Origin of the sequence: Kocuria sp. APC 4018 (assembly GCF_030407675.1) — a bacterium.
Taxonomy (GTDB): Bacteria; Actinomycetota; Actinomycetes; order Actinomycetales; family Micrococcaceae; genus Kocuria; species Kocuria rhizophila.
On record NZ_JASDCY010000027.1, the window covers coordinates 1 to 17248 of the forward strand.

The 17248-nt window shown below is 73.3% G+C and carries 11 protein-coding genes; 9 read left to right on the forward strand and 2 right to left on the reverse strand.

The genetic code is table 11. The annotated features are described in order from the left end of the window. From hemG to hemL, 7 genes are all read left to right on the forward strand, one after another. The coding region (hemG, locus tag QL985_RS06650; protein ID WP_290147681.1) for a protoporphyrinogen oxidase at window positions 1–1466 on the forward strand (1466 nt) is incomplete at its 5' end. A 108-nt stretch (window positions 1467–1574) separates the two neighbouring features. After that, on the forward strand, window positions 1575–2291 hold the full coding sequence (gene hemQ / locus QL985_RS06655) for a hydrogen peroxide-dependent heme synthase (protein ID WP_059280678.1): 717 nt from the start codon (window positions 1575–1577) through the stop codon (window positions 2289–2291). A gap of 1 nt (window position 2292) precedes the next feature. Then, entirely contained in the window at window positions 2293–3498 is a 1206-nt protein-coding gene (locus tag QL985_RS06660) for a ferrochelatase (protein WP_047978030.1), read from the forward strand. Continuing rightward, window positions 3495–4439 carry a hydroxymethylbilane synthase gene (gene hemC, locus QL985_RS06665; protein ID WP_070636741.1) on the forward strand — a complete coding sequence of 315 codons (945 nt, stop codon included), beginning with the start codon at window positions 3495–3497 and terminating at the stop codon, window positions 4437–4439. The genes QL985_RS06660 and hemC overlap by 4 nt, the downstream gene beginning before the upstream one ends. Beyond that, window positions 4436–5341 carry a uroporphyrinogen-III synthase gene (locus QL985_RS06670; RefSeq protein WP_259905930.1) on the forward strand — a complete coding sequence of 302 codons (906 nt, stop codon included), beginning with the start codon at window positions 4436–4438 and terminating at the stop codon, window positions 5339–5341. The genes hemC and QL985_RS06670 overlap by 4 nt, the downstream gene beginning before the upstream one ends. 16 nt (window positions 5342–5357) lie before the next feature. Continuing rightward, window positions 5358–6362 (forward strand): porphobilinogen synthase, encoded by a 1005-nt coding sequence (gene hemB, locus QL985_RS06675; protein WP_039101750.1) that lies wholly within the window; start codon window positions 5358–5360, stop codon window positions 6360–6362. A 66-nt stretch (window positions 6363–6428) separates the two neighbouring features. Then, window positions 6429–7748, forward strand: a complete 1320-nt coding sequence (gene hemL, locus QL985_RS06680; protein ID WP_070636739.1) for a glutamate-1-semialdehyde 2,1-aminomutase — start codon at window positions 6429–6431, stop codon at window positions 7746–7748. A 115-nt stretch (window positions 7749–7863) separates the two neighbouring features. On the opposite strand, the gene QL985_RS06685 is transcribed toward hemL, so the two are convergent. After that, on the reverse strand, window positions 7864–8562 hold the full coding sequence (locus tag QL985_RS06685; RefSeq protein WP_191873529.1) for a 3'-5' exonuclease: 699 nt from the start codon (window positions 8560–8562) through the stop codon (window positions 7864–7866). Window positions 8563–9024: 462 nt separating this feature from the next. On the opposite strand from QL985_RS06685, the gene QL985_RS06690 reads away from it, so the two are divergent. Both QL985_RS06690 and QL985_RS06695 read left to right on the forward strand, forming a co-directional pair. Further along, window positions 9025–12576 (forward strand): UrvD/REP family ATP-dependent DNA helicase, encoded by a 3552-nt coding sequence (locus QL985_RS06690; RefSeq protein WP_059281836.1) that lies wholly within the window; start codon window positions 9025–9027, stop codon window positions 12574–12576. Next, the gene (locus QL985_RS06695; protein ID WP_047978025.1) at window positions 12573–16058 is read left to right on the forward strand and encodes an ATP-dependent DNA helicase; all 3486 of its coding nucleotides are present in this window, start codon (window positions 12573–12575) and stop codon (window positions 16056–16058) included. Before QL985_RS06690 ends, QL985_RS06695 begins: the two co-directional genes overlap by 4 nt. Here QL985_RS06695 and QL985_RS06700 read toward each other — a convergent pair. Then, entirely contained in the window at window positions 16007–17236 is a 1230-nt protein-coding gene (locus QL985_RS06700) for a macrolide 2'-phosphotransferase (protein WP_223110687.1), read from the reverse strand. The genes QL985_RS06695 and QL985_RS06700 overlap by 52 nt on opposite strands. Between the last annotated feature and the right edge of the window lie 12 nt (window positions 17237–17248).

Genomic DNA, 17248 nt, shown 5'->3' on the forward strand with positions numbered 1-17248 from the left:
ACACACGGCCGTCCTCCCCCCGGCGTCCCCGCACCGCGCTGGTGGTGGGCGGGGGAGTGGCTGGCCTCACGGCGGCGCGGGACCTGGCCGCCGCCGGGCTGCGCGTCACGCTCGTGGAGGCCTCGGACCACTTCGGAGGCGCCGTGGGCGCCCACGAGGTCGCGGGGCTCGTGCTGGACTCCGGTGCGGAGTCCTTCGCGACCCGCTCCACGGCCGTGCCCGAGCTGATGTCGGAGCTCGGTCTCTCGGAGCGGATGGTCACCCCCAATCCCGCGGGGTCCTGGCTGCACCTGCCCGAGGGTGCGGTGCCGGCACCGCGTTCCGGGGTGCTCGGAATCCCGGCCGATCCCACCGCGCCGGAGCTGCGCGCGGCGCTCGGGCGCTCCGGCGTGTCACGCGCGCGGATGGACAAGGTGCTTCCCTCCCGCATGGGTGCGGGTGAACGCACCGTGGGTGCCCTCGTGCGGGCCCGCATGGGCCAGCGCGTGGTGGATCGGCTGGTGGCACCGTTCGTCTCCGGCGTCTACTCCACCCACCCCGACCAGCTGGACGTGGACGCCGTGGCCCCGGGCCTGCGCTCACGCATGCGCGAGCTCGGCAGCCTGGGTGCCGCCGCGGGCGCGCTACGGGAGGCGAGCCCAGCGGGGGCGAACGTCGCCGGGATCGACGGGGGGATGAACCTGCTGAGCGAGCGGCTCGTTGACGACGCCGAGCGGCTGGGCGTCAAGCTGGTGGCCCGCTACGACGTGATCGCCCTGGACCGTGATCCCCGCCGACCGGGGTGGATGGTCATCCAGCGACAGCCCACGGACGGTGACAAGACCGCGGTGGCCCGCGGCGAGCTGCTCGTGCTGGCCGCGGACGGCCCCACGTCCGTGCGGCTCATGGGCTCGCACGTCACGGACGCACAGAACTTCACACCGCGCTCCGGTCCGCGGATCGCGCTCGCGACCCTCGTGCTGGACTGCCCCGCTCTGGACGACGCGCCGCGCGGCACGGGCGTGCTCGTGAGCGACGACGTCCGCGAGGTCCGTGCCAAGGCCCTTACCCACTCGAGTGCCAAGTGGGCGTGGGTGGCACGGGAAGCGGGGGAGCACCGCCACGTGGTGCGGCTCTCCTACGGGCGCACGACCCCCAAGGGCACCGGCGCCTCGCCGGAGGTCGCCCTCGAGGATCGGCACCTGATCTCGCTGGCCCTGGAGGACGCGAGCACGCTGCTGGGCGTGCCCATCGAGCCCGCCCAGCTGGTGGGCGCGGACGTGGTCCGCTGGCACGCTGCACTGCCCCGCACCGACGCGGGGCACAGCGCCCGGGCCGCGGGCTTCCGCCGCGCACTGAAGGACGTCCCGGACGCGGTGGCGGTCGGCGCGTGGTTGTCGGGGACGGGGCTCGCAGCGGTGGTCACGGACACGCGGCAACAGGTCAGGAACCTGCTCGCCCGCCACGGGTACGACGTCGCCACGTGACGTCGCCCACGGGAGCGGCACGGGCGGCGTCGTGGACGCCGTGGCCGGTAACCGGGACCCGCGCGGGTGCAGCGAACGAGAAGAGAAGACGGCGAGAGGAAGTGCACGATGACTGAGCACGGAGCAACAGACGCACAGGACGCCGCGGGAGAGGGCGGCGAGACCCTGTACTGGGCCGGCTACACGGTGCTGGAGCGCACGGGGCAGCGGCCGCAGGACGCCGATTCACCGGCCAACCGGGAGGCGTTCGACGCGCTCGTGGCGAACCTCGAGCAACGGGACGTGACCGTACGCGGCGTGTACGACGTCTCCGGGATGCGCGACGGGGCGGACCTCATGGTGTGGCTCACCGGCAAGGAGCCGGAGGTGCTGCAGGCCGCGATCCGTGAGCTGCGCCGCCAGCCCCTGCTGGCCGGGACCCGGCAGGCATGGAACGCCATGGGCGTGCACCGCGAGGCGGAGTTCACGTCCAACCACTCGCCCGCGTTCGCGCGCGGTGCCGAGGCCCAGAAGTGGGTGTGCGTCTACCCGTTCGTGCGCTCCTACGAGTGGTACTACATGAACCCGCAGCGCCGCGGGGAGATGCTCAAGAACCACGGCATGAAGGCCCGCGAGTACCCGCAGGTGCTCGCCAACACCATCGCGTGCTTCGGGCTCAACGACTTCGAGTGGCTGCTGGCCCTGGAGGCCCCGGAGCTCGTGGACCTGGTGGACATCATGCGCCACTTCCGCAACACCGAGGCACGCCTGCACGTGCGCGAGGAGACCCCGTTCTACACGGGGCGCCGGATCACCACCCACGAGATTGCCGAGGTGCTCGACTGAGATGACTGACACCCGAGAGACCAATGCCCTGAGTGCCGAGCGCGCCAACGCGCCGCACAGCTTCGACGCCCTGATCCTCTCCTCCTTCGGCGGGCCGGAGGGTCAGGAGGACGTGATCCCGTTCCTGCGCAACGTCACGCGCGGCCGCGGCATCCCGGACGAGCGGCTCGAGGAGGTGGCCACCCACTACCGTGCGAACGGCGGCGTGAGTCCCATCAACGCCCAGAACCGGGCGCTGCGCGATGCGCTGGAGGCCGAGCTGCGGCGTCGTGGCGTGGAGCTGCCCGTGCTGCTCGCCAACCGCAACTGGGACCCGTACGTGGCGGACGTGCTGCGCGAGAGCCACGAGCGCGGGTACCGGGACCTGCTGGTGCTCGCCACGAGCGCGTACTCCGGGTACTCCAGCTGCCGCCAGTACCGCGAGGACTACGGCGTGGGCCTGGAGGAGACCGGGCTGCAGGACGAGCTGCACGTGGAGAAGATCCGGCAGTACTACGACTCCGAGGGCTTCCTGCGCCCGTACGCCACCAAGCTGCGGGACTCGCTGCTCGCCCTGCGCGAGCGTACTGACGGACCCGTGCGCGTGCTGTTCACCACCCACTCCGTGCCCATGACGGACGCCAACGCGGCCGGCTCCCAGCGGATGAGCTTCGAGGGGAACTCCGCCTACGTGGCGCAGCACCTTGCGGCCGCGCGCTGGATCGTGGAGCAGGTGGGCGAGCCCATGAACGGGGTGGAGTGGGAGCTCGTGTACCAGTCCCGCTCCGGGCCCCCGCAGGTCCCGTGGCTCGAACCGGACATCTGCGACGTCATCGAGGAGCTGCCCGGCAAGGGCGTCACCGGCGTGGCCGTGGTGCCCCTGGGCTTCGTCTCGGACCACATGGAGGTGCTCTGGGACCTCGACACCGAGGCCCGTGACGCCGCGGCCGAGGCCGGTCTGGAGTTCGAGCGCATCCCCACCGCCGGCACTGATCCCGAGTTCGTGGCCGCGCTCGCGGACCTCGTGGAGCAGCGGCTGGGCACGCCCACCGCGCCCCCGCGGGTCTCCGCGTGCGCCCAGGGCACGTGGTTCGACACGTGCGCCCCGGACTGCTGCGTGAAGGTGCTGCGCGGCCAGAGCGAACCCCGCCCCACGATCGCCCAGCGGCCCGTCGGCGAGCCCATCCCCGTGGGCCTCGACGAGAACGGCGAGGTGATCCACCGGTGAGTGGACCCGTGTTCAGGGTGGGCACCCGTGGCTCGCAGCTGGCCATGACCCAGAGCCGGTGGGCGGCCGAGGCCGTCTCCCGTGCGGGGGGCATCGACCACGAGCTCGTCACGGTGCGCACCGAGGGGGACGTCCTCACGGGGCCGCTGTCCCAGATGGGCGGTACCGGTGTGTTCGCCACCGCGCTGCGGGCGCAGGTGCTCGACGGGCGGGTGGACCTCGCGGTGCACTCGCTCAAGGACCTCCCCACGGCCCCCGTGGAGGGTCTGCGGATCGTGGCCCTGCCCGAGCGTGAGGACCCGCGGGACGCCCTGTGCGCCCGGGACGGCTTGACGCTCGCCGAGCTGCCCGAGGGTGCGGCCGTGGGCACGGGCTCACCCCGGCGCGTGGCCCAGCTGCGGGCCCTGCGCCCGGACCTGCGCATCGTGGACATCCGCGGCAACGTGGGCACCCGCCTGAACCGGGTGGCTCCCGGTGATCCGGGGGACCTGGACGCCGTGGTGCTCGCGGCCTCCGGTCTCAAGCGGCTGGGCCTCGAGGGCAGCATCACGGAGTACCTGGACCCCCACATGATGCTGCCCGCCCCCGGTCAGGGCGCGCTCGCACTCGAGGTCAGTGCCCAGCTGGACCCCGCCGGGCCGCTCATGCGGGGTCTCGAGGCCGTCGACCACCTGCCCACCCGGCTCGCGGTCACCGCAGAGCGGGCCGTGCTCGCCCAGCTCGAGGCCGGCTGCGCCGCGCCCGTGGGCACGTTCGCCCGCGTGGCCGGGGACGTCCTGGAGCTCGACGTGGTCGTGGCCAACCCGGACGGGTCCGAGGTGATGCGCCGCAGCGAGTCCGTGCCCGCGCTGTCCGTCGAGGAGGCCGAGGCCTTCGGGCGCCGGATTGCGGACGACCTGCTCTCCCAGGGCGCCGACCGGTTGGCACGGCTGAGCCTGTGACGGCCCGTCGCGTGCTCGTGACCCGCGATCCCGCCGCCGCGCGCCCTCTGGCCGCGCTGCTGCGGGAGCGCAGGTACGAGCCGTGCACCGCCCGGTTGCTGGAGGCCTCCCTGCCCCTCGACACCGAGCCCCTGCGCGAGATGCTGCGCGAGGCGGCTCGACCCGCTGTTCCCACGTGGCTGTGCCTGACCTCGGCCACCGCGGTCCACGCCCTCGCGGCGGTCGCGGACTCCCCGGACTGGAGCGCGCATCTCGACGCCGCCCGGCCCGCCCCGCTGCGGATCGCCGCCGTGGGTGCCGCGACCGCGCGGGCCCTCGCCGAGCACGGTGTGGGCGTGGATTTCGTGCCCGCCGAGACCTCCAGCGCCGTCGGCATGCTCGAGGAGTGGCCGGAGCGCATCGAGGAGCCGGGGCTCGAGGGCAGGCAGTCCCCCGCCGCGTCCGGTGCACCACGGGCCCTGCTGCCCGTGTCCGCGCTGGCCTCCACCACTCTCGAGGAGGGCCTGCGGGCCAAGGGGTACCGTGTCTGGCGGACTTGCGCCTACGACATGGTGCCCGCCCCCGCCCCGCGGCCGCTGAGCAGGATCGCGTCCGAGCCGGACGACGCCCCGGAGCTCGATCGCACGGCCGCCCGGGCAGCGTGCGCCTCGGGTGAGCTGGCGGCCGTGGTGGTCACGGCGCCGTCGCGGGCGGCGGAGCTGCTGGACGGCAACCGTCCGTCGGCGGGCACCGCGTGGATCGCGATCGGTGAGCCCACCGCCCGCGCACTGCGTGAACGCGGCCTGACCCCCGTGACCGCCGCGCAGCCCACCCCGGAGGCGCTCGCCGACGCGGTGGACCACGCCCTCGCGGACCGCCGAGGTGGTCCCAGGACGACCTCTCATGACACAACGATTCAATGAACCAGGAGATCTGCAGATGAACGACGACGTGTCGTACGACATCGTGTCCCGCCCCCGGCGCCTGCGCACTACCCCGGCCATGCGCCGGTTCGTGGCCGAGACGCGGCTGGACGCCTCCGACCTGATCCTGCCGGTGTTCGTCAAGGAGGGGATCACCGAACCGCAGCCCCTGACCTCGATGCCCGGTGTGGTGCAGCACAGCATGGACTCGCTCCGGCGCGCCGCCGCGGAGGCCGTGGAGCTCGGCCTGGGCGGATTCATGATCTTCGGTGTGCCCGAGACCCGGGACGCCGAGGGCTCCGCGGCCCTGGACCCGGAGGGAATTCTCAACCGCGGCATCCGTGCGGTGCGCGAGGAGGTGGGGGACGGCGTCGTCGTCATGGCGGACCTGTGCCTGGACGAGTTCACCGACCACGGCCACTGCGGCGTGCTGGACGCCCAGGGCCGCGTGGACAACGACCGCACCCTGGAGATCTACGGCCGGATGGCCGTGGCCCAGGCCGAGGCCGGGGCGCACATGCTGGGGCCGTCCGGGATGATGGACGGCCAGGTGGGTGTGATCCGCGCCGCGCTGGACGCCGCGGGCCGCGAGGACGTCTCCGTGCTCGCGTACACCGCCAAGTACTCCTCGGCGTTCTACGGCCCGTTCCGCGAGGCCGTGGACTCCACGCTCACCGGAGACCGCAAGACCTACCAGATGGATCCCGCGAACCGGCGCGAGGCGCTGCTCGAGCTGCAGACGGACCTCGCCGAGGGCGCGGACATGGTCATGGTCAAGCCCGCGATGAGCTACCTGGACATCCTGCGCGAGGTCGCGGATGCCTCTCCGGTTCCGGTGTCCGCGTACCAGATCTCGGGGGAGTACGCGATGATCGAGGCCGCGTCCGCCAACGGGTGGATCGACCGCGAGGCCGCGATCCGCGAGTCCGTGCTCTCCATCAAGCGCGCCGGGGCCGACTCGATCCTGACCTACTACGCCGCTGAACTCGCCCGCCGCCTCCGCCAGGAGAACGGCCGGTAACTGCCCACCCGCCGCGCCCGCGCGGTGCCCGGGACACGGTCCCGGCGAAAGGAATGACGTGATCTCATGAGTGTTTCCCAGGAACTGTTCGACCGTGCCCGCCGCGTGATGCCCGGGGGTGTGAACTCGCCCGTGCGCGCGTTCAACTCCGTGGGCGGCACCCCGCCGTTCATCGCGGCCGCCAAGGGCCCGTACCTCACGGACGTGGACGGCCGCGAGTACGTGGACCTCGTGTGCTCGTGGGGCCCCGCCCTGATCGGGCACGCGCACCCCGTGGTCACCGAGGCCGTGCACGAGGCCGTGGAGCGCGGCCTGGGCTTCGGCGCCACCACGCGTGGCGAGACCGAGCTCGCGGAGCTCGTGGTGGAGCGCGTGGCACCGCTCGAGGAGATCCGCATGGTCTCCACGGGCACCGAGGCCACCATGACCTCCCTGCGCCTGGCCCGCGGCTTCACGGGCCGTGACCTCGTGGTGAAGTTCGCCGGCTGCTACCACGGCCACGTGGACTCGCTGCTGTCCGAGGCCGGCTCGGGCCTCGCCACGCTCGCGCTGCCGGGTTCCGCAGGTGTCACCGAGGTGACCGCCGCACAGACCCTGGTGCTGCCCTACAACGACGTCGCCGCGCTCGAGACCGCGTTCGCCGAGCACCCCGGCCAGATCGCCGCGGTGATCACCGAGTCCGCACCGTGCAACATGGGCGTGGTCACCCCCGAGGACGGCTTCAACGCCGCGATCCGCCGCATCACGCAGGCGGACGGCGCGCTCATGATCCTGGACGAGGTGCTCACCGGCTTCCGCGTCCACGAGGCCGGGTACTGGGGCCTCAGCAACGCGGCGGGCGAGAGCTGGGCGCCGGACCTCTTCACGTTCGGCAAGGTCATCGGCGGCGGGCTGCCCACCGCGGCTCTCGGCGGTCGCCGGGACATCATGGAGCACCTGGCCCCCACCGGTCCCGTGTACCAGGCGGGCACCCTGTCCGGGAACCCGGTGGCGATGGCCGCCGGTCTCGCGACCCTCAAGTGCGCGGACGCGGTGGCCTACCAGACCATCGACCGCCGCTCCGAGCAGCTGCGCGCCGGACTGCGCGAGGCCCTCGACGCCGCCGGGGTGGACTACTCCATCCAGGAGGCGGGCAACCTGTTCTCGGTGGCGTTCGGCACCCGCGCCACGGGCGTGCACGACTACGCGGACGCCAAGGGCCAGGAGGCCTTCAGGTACACCCCGTTCTTCCACGCCATGCTGGACGCCGGCGTCTACCTGCCGCCCTCGGTGTTCGAGGCGTGGTTCCTCTCCGCGGCGCACGACGACTCCGCGATGGACCGGATCCTCTCGGCGCTGCCGGCCGCGGCGCGGGCCGCCGCGGAGGCACAGCCCCCGCAGGCCTGATCCGCTCCTGCGCGCCCCGTCCAGATCCGGATCGCGGGCGCGGAACGGGCACGTGCTCGACGACGGCGCGGCACCCTGGGAGGGGTGCCGCGCCGTCGTGCCGGGGCTGCGGGGACTACGGGCGCGGGTGGACGGGCCACGTGCCGTCCACGACCGCGGCGGGGTCCTTGCGGCGGAAGTACTCCTGAAGGGAGGCGGCCTGTTCGGCGGCCCACCCGATCTGCGCCTCGTGCAGCGCGGCGGCGGGTTGACGGAGCTCCGCGAAACGATCGGCCAGGGCCGCGGCGAGCCGCTCGGTGGCCAGGGCGTCCGCGGCGGAGGTGTGAGCGGCGTCGAGCACCACGCCGTACTCCTCGCACAGCGCGCCCAGGGTGCGCTTGCCGCGGCGGTAGCGGTGCACCTGCTTGTTGAGCACGAACGGGTCCAGCACGGGGAACGGCTCGGGGGCGGGCAGGCCGTGGCGCTCGGTCTCGCGCGTGAGCACCGTGAGGTCGTACGCCGCGTTGAACGCCAGCACGGGGACCCCGGAACGCCAGAACCCGGCCAGCACCTCGCCCAGCTCGGCCGTGACCTCGGCCGCCGGGCGGCCCTCCGCCCGCGCCCGTTCCGTGCTGACCCCGTGCACGGCTGCGGCCTCCTCCGGGATCTCGATGCCCGGATCGGCGAGCCACTCCCACTCCTGCTGCACCTCTCCCGCGGGGGAGACCAGCACCACGGAGGCCGTCACGATGCGCGCCTGCTGGGGATCACGCCCGGTGGTCTCCAGGTCGAAGCACGCGCGGGGGCCCTGGTGCCACGGGGCGTCGGACGCCACGACGCCGCTCGCGACCGCACCGTTCGCGGCCGCACCGCTCGCGACCCTAACGTTCGCGGAGTTTGGTGCCTGGGCCCCTGTGGAGGGGGCGCCGGGAACGGACCACCGCGGAGCAGGTGCCGCTCGCGTCACCATCCCCGCGGACGTGGGCGTCTCCAAAGATGCGGGGGCCGCACCCGGCTTTGACGGGCCCGGCCCGGTTGATCCCGACCCGTGTGGTGCTGGCCCGGTCGATCCGTCACGGGGATCCTCGGTGGTTCCGGGGACCGGATCGAAGAGCGAGGGCTGCTCGGGCGCCGGTTCGGCGCCAGCGGCGGCACCCGGGGCGGCGGGCGGCTCCGGGGCGTCGAAGAGGGCGGGCTGGGCGGCGTCGTCGGAGTGGTTCGGGGAGGACATGGCACCACGGTACTGGGTGTGACCCACGCCCTTATGCGTGTCGGAGGCACGTGGTGGGATGAGCCCATGCGAACGCAGCGAGAAGCCTCCTGGCGTGTCCTCCCGCCACGCGGCACGGACACCGCCCAGGTGCCCGTGGAGCTGGACCCCGCGCAGCGGACGGTGGTGGACCTGTCGGCCGGGCACGGCCCCGTGCTGGTGCTCGGAGCGCCCGGAACGGGGCGCAGCACCGTGGTCGTCGAGGGGGTGGCGCGTCGGATCGCCGCGGGCACGGACCCCCAGCGGATCCTCGTGCTGACTCCCTCCCGCGAGTCCGCGGCCACGCTGCGGGACCTCGTGAGCCGCCGGGCCGCGGCCACCATCAGCACCCCGCTGGTTCGGGCCTGGCAGGCGTACGCCTTCGACGTCCTGCGTCGCGCGCAGTCGGAGGGGCTCATGCCGGGCATCGACCTCCCCCCGGTGCTGCTGTCCGGGCCGGAGCAGGACGCTTTCCTCGCGGACATGATGCGCGGTCACGCCGCTGGTCTCGGCGGCTCCGTGGTGTGGCCCGCGGACCTTCAGGACGCGCTCGGCACGCGGGGATTCCGCGGTCAGCTGCGGGAGCTGTTCGACCGCATGAACGAGTACCGCGTGGAACCCGAGCAGCTCGCCGCGTGGGCCGAGCCCCTCGGCCACCCGGAGTGGCGCACCGCGGCCGCGTTCCGCACCGAGTACCAGCAGGTCCGGGCGCTGCGCATGCCCAACGTCTTCGACCCCTCCGAACTGGTGGACCGCGCCGCCCGTGTCCTCGAGGAGAACCCCGAGTTCCTTGCGCGGGAGCAGCAGCGCCTGGACGTGGTCGTGGTGGACGACCTGCAGGAGGCCACCCGCTCCGTGCACCGGCTGATCGGCGTGCTGTGCCGCGGTCAGGACGCGGTGCTCACCGCCAATCCGGACACCACGGTGCAGGGGTTCCGCGGGGCACGCCCCGAGGCGCTGCGCACCCTGGAGGACCGCGTGGGGACACCCGCTCGCCCCGTCCAGCGCCTGCACCTGCACACGAGCCACCGCATGTCCCGTGCCGTCAATGAGGCGTGGCAGCGCGTGGCGCGGGCCGTTCCCGTTGTGGCGGGAGCACGCACCGACAGAGCACCGGAGCAACCGGCCGACCCGGAAGCCGAACCCTCAGCTGATCCCCCCGCCGGTCCTCCGGACGAGCACGCCGCCGGCGTCGCCGCATCCGTGGCCCCCGCGGCTACGGCCGCACGCGCGGTCGCACCGGACGGGGTGCGGGTGGCCACGTTCGAGTCGCCCACGGCCCAGTCGCGCTGGTGCGCGGACCACTTCCTGCGGCTCCACGTGCTGCACGGCGTCCCCTACCGGGACATGGCGGTGATTGTGCGCAGCGGCCCGCAGCTGTCCGCGCTCACCCGGCAGCTCTCGTCCCTGGGTGTTCCCACCACCACGTCCGCCGCGGAGACCCCGTTGCGTGACGAGCCCGCGGTGATTCCGCTGCTGGACGCCCTCCGGCTGCTCCTGGCGGCGCAGGAGCTGCCCGGCGACCATCACCAGGTTGAGGGCCCATCCCCGTCCGGTGGGGCGGACGACTCACCACCGCGGGAGACGGACCAGACCGGGGACGCAGACACGCCGCACGAGGAGTCAGCCGCCCGCGACGAGCAGACGAGCCCGCGCACCGTGCTCACCGCTGCCACGGCGGTCTCCCTGCTGACCTCGCGGATCGGTGGCGCCTCCCCCATGGAGGTGCGCCGCATCCGGCAGCGGCTGCGCGGCTACGAGCTGCGCACGGGCGGGGGGCGCACGAGCGACGACCTCCTCGTCCAGGCCCTCGGGGACGGCGTCCTGCTGGAGCTCGCCGAGGTCCGTTCCGACGCCGCCGCTCGGGTCGCCGACATGCTCGAGGCCGGGCAGGCCGCGCTGGACGCTCCCGGTGCCACCGCGGAGTCCGTGCTGTGGGCGCTGTGGGAGGCCTCGGGAGTGGGGCCGCGCTGGCGGCGTCGTGCGCTGGCCGGGGGAGCGGAGGCCGTGCGGGCGGACCGGGACCTGGACGCGGTGGTCGGGCTGTTCGAGGCCGCCGAGCGCTTCGTGGACCAGGTTCCCGGGGCCACCGCTCGGGCGTTCATGGACTACATGGACCACCAGGAGCTGCCCATGGACACCCTCGCGGCCAGGGCACCCGCGGAGGACAACGTGTCCGTCACCACCCCCGCCGGGGCCGCGGGAAGGGAATGGGCGCACGTGGTCGTGGCCGGCGTCCAGCAGGGGGTGTGGCCCAACACCGCCCTGCGCGGGCAGCTGCTCGGCACGGAGGTCCTCACGGACGCGCTGGACCACGGCCCCGAGCAGGCCACGCGGCTCGGTGCCGTGGACCGGTTGCGCCAGGTGCGCTTCGACGAGCTGCGCCAGTTCGCCACGGCCGTCTCCCGCGCCCGCACGAGTCTCACCGTCACGGCGGTGGCCACCCAGGACGAGCAGCCGTCCGAGTTCGTGGATCTCGTGGCACTGGGCCGCGGTGAGGAGACGGGCATCGCCGTCGAGGCGCTCGACGCTCCGGAACCGCTCACCCTGCGCCAGCTGACCGGCACCCTGCGGCGGACCCTCCACGCGGAGGACGTGCCCCGGACCCACCGTGAAGCGGCCGCGCGGCTGCTCCACGAGTTCGCCACCGCCGTGGACCCCGTGGCGGGTGCCGCCCCCGAGCAGTGGTGGGGAGTGAACCCCCTGACCACGGAAGATGCGCTGTTCGACCCCGAGGAGGCCGTCCGGGTGTCACCCTCCAAGATCGAGACCGTGCACCGCTCGCCCCTGGACTGGTACGTGAGCGAGGCCCGCGCCACGGAGACCACGGACCTCAAGCGAGGGCTGGGCACACTCGTGCACGACATCGCCGAGCACATGCCGGACGCGGACGCCGTGGAGCTGATCGCGGAGCTGCGCCGCCGGTGGCCCTCCCTCGGGATGCCCGAGGGGTGGACCGGTGCGCAGGAGCTCGAACGCGCCGAGACCATGCTGCGGAAGTTCGCACAGTACGCCCGGGAGATGCGCACGCAGCACGAGCGCGAGCTGGTCGCGGTGGAGGGGAGCTTCCAGGTTCTCGTGCGCAGCCCCGCGCGGGACGCGCTGCTCACGGGGCGGGTGGACCGCCTGGAGGTGGACGCCCACGGCCGCCACGTGGTGGTGGACCTGAAGACCGGCAAGCACAAGCCCACCAAGGACGACATCCCCGAGCACCCGCAGCTCGCCGCCTACCAGGTGGCCCTCCAGGCCGGCGCCGGGCAGGCCATGCAGGACAGCGTCCAGAGCGAGGACCTGCACGGCACGGACCGTCCCGAGCGGATCGAGCTGCCCGAGGGCACGGTGCTCACGCAGCCGGGTGGAGCGCTGCTCGTCCAGCTCGGTGACGCCACGGCCAAGCCCGGCGTCCAGCAGCAGGACCCGCTGGACGAGGACCACCAGTGGGCCCGGGAACTCATCGCCCAGGCGGCGCTGCTGATGGCCGGGACCCGGTTCGAGGCACGCCACACCGCGGAGCAGGAGAACGGCGGCCACGGCAGATCGTGCGCGGTGCCGTGGTTGTGCCCGTTGTGCGCGCAGGGCAGGCAGGTGACGGAGAAATGACCATGCAGGACTTCACCCCGGGGGACATCAGGTTCTCCCCGCAGGACATCGCCGAGGCCCTCGGGGAGCACCCGCCCACGGAGCAGCAGGCCGAGGTCATCGCCTCGCCCCTCACGCCGCGGCTCGTGGTGGCCGGTGCCGGCTCCGGGAAGACCACCACCATGTCCGACCGCGTCACCTGGCTGGTGGCCAACGGGCTGGTGCGTCCCGAGGAGATCCTGGGCGTCACCTTCACGCGCAAGGCCGCCGGCGAGCTCTCGCAGCGGATCGCGAAGAAGCTCCGCATGCTGCGCAGCACGGGTCTGCTCACCGAGCCCGAGGAGGACGAGGACGCTCCGGGGGCCGTGCAGGAGCCCACCGTGAGCACCTACCACTCCTACGCGAACTCCCTGGTGCGCAGCTACGGCCTGCGCCTGGGCATCGAGTCGGACACGGTGCTGCTCGGGCAGGCCCAGACCTGGCAGCTGGCGAGCGACCTCGTGCGCGGCTGGGACGGTCCCCTGCCCGAGTCGGTTCCCGCCGTGGACACCCTGACCGGGGGACTCATCACCCTGTCGTCGGAGGCGTCCGAGCACCTGGTGGAGGCCCACCGGATCCGCGAGTTCGTCCAGCGCTTCCGCGTGGCGTGCCAGGACGTCCCGCCGGACGGCCGCAAGAAGTCCCCGGGGGACAAGGTGGTGAAGGCCCTGTCCCGCATGGAGCAGACGGACGTCCTCGCGCAGCTGGTGGAACGCTTCCACGCCGTCAAGCGTCAGGAGTCGGCGCTGGACTACGGCGACCTCCTCTCCCTCGCGGCGCGCATCGTCCGGGTGGACCCGCACGCGCGGACCGTGGAGCGGGACCGCTTCAAGGTCGTGCTGCTGGACGAGTTCCAGGACACCTCGCACGCCCAGCTGGCGCTGTTCTCCGGTCTCTACGGGGACGGGCACTGCGTCATGGCCGTGGGCGATCCGCAGCAGTCGATCTACGGCTTCCGCGGCGCCTCGTCCGGGCAGCTGTTCAGTTTCGTTGAGAACTTCCCGCTCCGCGGGGCGGACGGTCACTCCCGGTACGCCCCCACGAGCTTCCTCACCACCGCGTGGCGCAACAGCCTGTCCGTCCTGGACGTGGCCAACGCCGTGGCCGCACCGCTGCGCACGGCACCGTCCTGGAGCCGGTCCGCCGCGTCCGTGGACGTGCCCCCGCTGGATCCCGCCCCCGGCGCGGTCCGCGGACGCGTGCGGGTGAGCCGCTACCTCACGGACACGGAGGAGGCCCAGGCCACCGCCGGGCTGATCCACGAGCAGCGGGCCGCCCACGAGGGACAGCCTCTCGAGGAGATGCCCACCATGGCCGTGCTGTGCCGCCGCAGGGCGCAGTTCGAGCCCCTGAGGCTGGAGCTCGAGGCTCTCGACATCCCCTACGAGGTCGTGGGGCTGGGCGGGCTGCTGCACACGCCGGAGGTCAGCGACGTCGTGGCCATGCTGCACGTGCTCACGGACCCGGGCCGTTCGGACGCCCTGGCCAGGCTGCTTGCGGGGGCGCGCTGGCGTCTTGGCGCGCGGGACCTCGCCGCGCTGGGGGACTGGGCGGCCGAGCTGGAACGGCGGCACGAACGTGCCGCGCGAGGCGAGGAGCCCACCCCCTCGGAGTCAGGGGCCCCGGGAACCCGGGACACCCCCACGGGCGAGGACGCCCGCGACGTGGTGATGGCCGATGCCGTGGACGGCTCCAGCCTGATCGAGGCGCTCGAGACCCTCCCGCGTGACGGTTGGGTGTCCTCGCGGGGCCGCAGCATCACCCCGGAGGGCATGCGTCGGCTCCGGTCGCTGCTCGCGGACGTCAAGGCCCTGCGGGAGGTGCTCGGCGACGAGCTGACCACCGTGATCCACGAGGTGGAGACGGTGCTCGGGCTGGACATCGAGCTGGCCGCGCTGCCCGGGGAGGATCCCGCGACCGCGCGGCGCAACCTGGACGCCTTCACGGACCAGGCGGTGCAGTTCTCGGCCACCACGCGCACCCACGACGTCGCGGCGTTCCTCGCCTGGCTCGAGGCCGCGTCCCGGGAGGAGAACGGTCTGGACCTGCCGCCCTCCCACACCCGGCACGACGCCGTCCAGCTGCTCACGGTCCACGCCTCCAAGGGCCTGGAGTGGGACCACGTCTACGTTCCGGGGCTGAACCAGGACGACTTCCCGTCCAAGAACTCCTCCGCGTGGACGGGGGACGCCGCCAAGCTCCCCTGGCCGCTGCGCGGCGACGCGTCGCAGCTGCCGGAGTGGGCACCGCGGGTGGATGACGTGCGGGAGCTCGAGGCGTCGTTCGCGGAGTTCACCGAGGAGGTGGCCGAGCACGACCTGGGGGAGGAACGCCGCCTGGCCTACGTGGCCTTCACCCGCGCCAAGACGCTGCTGGAACTCTCCGGTTCGGTGTACCGCGGCACCGGCAAGAAGCCCAAGGCGGTCTCGCCGTTCCTGGAGGAGGCCAGGGACATGGCGGAGGCCGCCACCCCGGGGTTCGAAGAAGGACCGTGGGCTGACGGTTCCGAGGCGGACAGCAACCCCCAGCTCGACACCCGGGTCAGCGCCCTTTGGCCCTACGACCCCCTGGAGGGCCCCACAATCACCCGCACCTCACGGGACGCGGACGGCAGGCTCACCGAAACGGTTCTGCCACCGGCCCACGCGGGCCGCCGCGCACGGGCGGAGGCGGTCGCGCAGGCCGTGCGGGAGGGAGGCTTCCCGGAGCTGCGCGAGCTCTCGGACGAGGGGCTTGCCTCTGGCCCCGAGGGCGCCACCGTGCGGCGGTGGCGGCACGAGGCCGAGCTGCTGCTCGCGCGACGCGCCGACCCCGACCGTCCGCGCACCGTGCACATGCCCTCGCACGTCTCGGCATCCACACTCGTGGCCATGGACAGCGATCCCGAGGGGTTCGTCAGCGGGCTGCGCCGTCCGATGCCCCGGAAACCGGGATCAGCGGCCCGTGCGGGGACCGCGTTCCACACGTGGGTGGAGAACTTCTACGGGGACGCCGCCATCTTCGACCTGGACGAGCTGCCCGGCGCGGACGACCACGTGGACGAGGACCTCGACCTTCCGCGTCTGACGGAGACGTTCCGGGCGAGCCCGTGGGCCACGCTGCAGCCTTTCGCGATCGAGCTGCCGGTGGAGACGCCGGTGGGTTCGCTCACGGTGCGGGGACGGATCGACGCCGTGTTCCGCACCCAGGAAGGGTGGGAACTCGTGGACTGGAAGACCGGGCGGGTCCCGCACGGCCGGGACCTGCGGCAGAAGTCCGGCCAGCTCGCCCTCTACCGGCTCGCGTTCGCACGGTGGCAGGGCGTCCCGGTGGAACGGGTGTCGGCAGCGTTCTACTACGTGGCGGAGGACCGTGTGGTGCGCCCCCACGACCTCGCGGACGAGGAGCAGCTCGAGCGCATCGTGGCGTCCATCTACCGTCGGGGAGGAGCCCCCTCGACAGACGAGTCGCCCGATACTCCGTGACCGTCACCGTGACCGTGGGGTGAGCCCTCCACCTCAGTGGCATCCTCGCAGGTGGCCTCCGCGCCGGTGGTCTCCTCACCGGTGGCTTCCCCGCCGGGCCCGGACTCGTCCGCGGGGGCGTGCCTGCCGGTCTGCGGCGGGTCCAGGGCGCTCGAGCCGGCCCCGGACGGGAGGGGATCGTCGAGCGGACCGGGAACTCCCGGGGAGGGGGACTCGCTGGCCCGCACGTCGCGCGCCAGCGTGTCCAGCATGCGGCGCGCGTTGTCCACCATGGACGGGATGTCCCGGTCCACGCCGCGCACCAGCCACTCGGCCAGCGCGAACTCCGCCTTGAGGTGCGCGCGGCGCAGCAGGTGGCGGTCGGGCGGCTGGACGGCGGCCACGGAGTAGGCCTCCAGCACGGTGTCCGCGAACGTGGAGTCGCTCATGCCCACGAGCCACGAGAAGTCCTCGGCGGGATCTCCCACGTGCAGGTCGCTCCACCCGGTAAAGGAGGCCAGGGACCCGTGGTCCACCGTGATGTTGTCCTCGTGCAGGTCCCCGTGCACCACGCGGGTGGAGAACTGCCACAGGGTGGTGTCCTCCATGGCCTCCTCCCAGCGGCGCAGCAGCTGGCCGGGGATCTGACCGGTGGTGGCGGCGCGGTCGAGGTCGTGGAGCATGCGCTTGCGGCACTGCTCGGCGCTGTAGGCGGGCAGGTCCGCGTCCATCACGAGCGCGCGGGGCAGCGAGTGCAGCGCGCCCAGGGCCCGGCCGATCTGCACGGCGATCGGCGCGCGCGGCGCGGCACTCGGGGAAGGAGCGTGCAGGGGCGGCTCGGGGTGGGTGTTCTGCCGCTGCAGCTCCGCCAGGCTGAGCGTGGCACCGGGCAGGTGGGAGTACACGAAGGTGCGCAGCTCGCCCCGGGCCACGGATCCGGCCACGGAGGGCAGGTGGAACGGCAGGTGGGAGCGGATGGAGGGCGTGAAGGCCTGCAGCACCAGGTGCTCGGTCTCCAGGCGCATGCTCGCCTCGGTGGTCAGGGGACTGCGGACTCGCCAGCGCTTCCCGGCGGCGTCCTGGACCACGCAGGACCGGAAGTCCGCGGCGTCGTCGGGAGAAGGACCGGTGGCCACGGGGGCCACTCCGGGCACGGCTGCGGCGGCAATGGCGGCTAGCAATTCGGGGGTCGTTCTCACCCCGTCCACCCT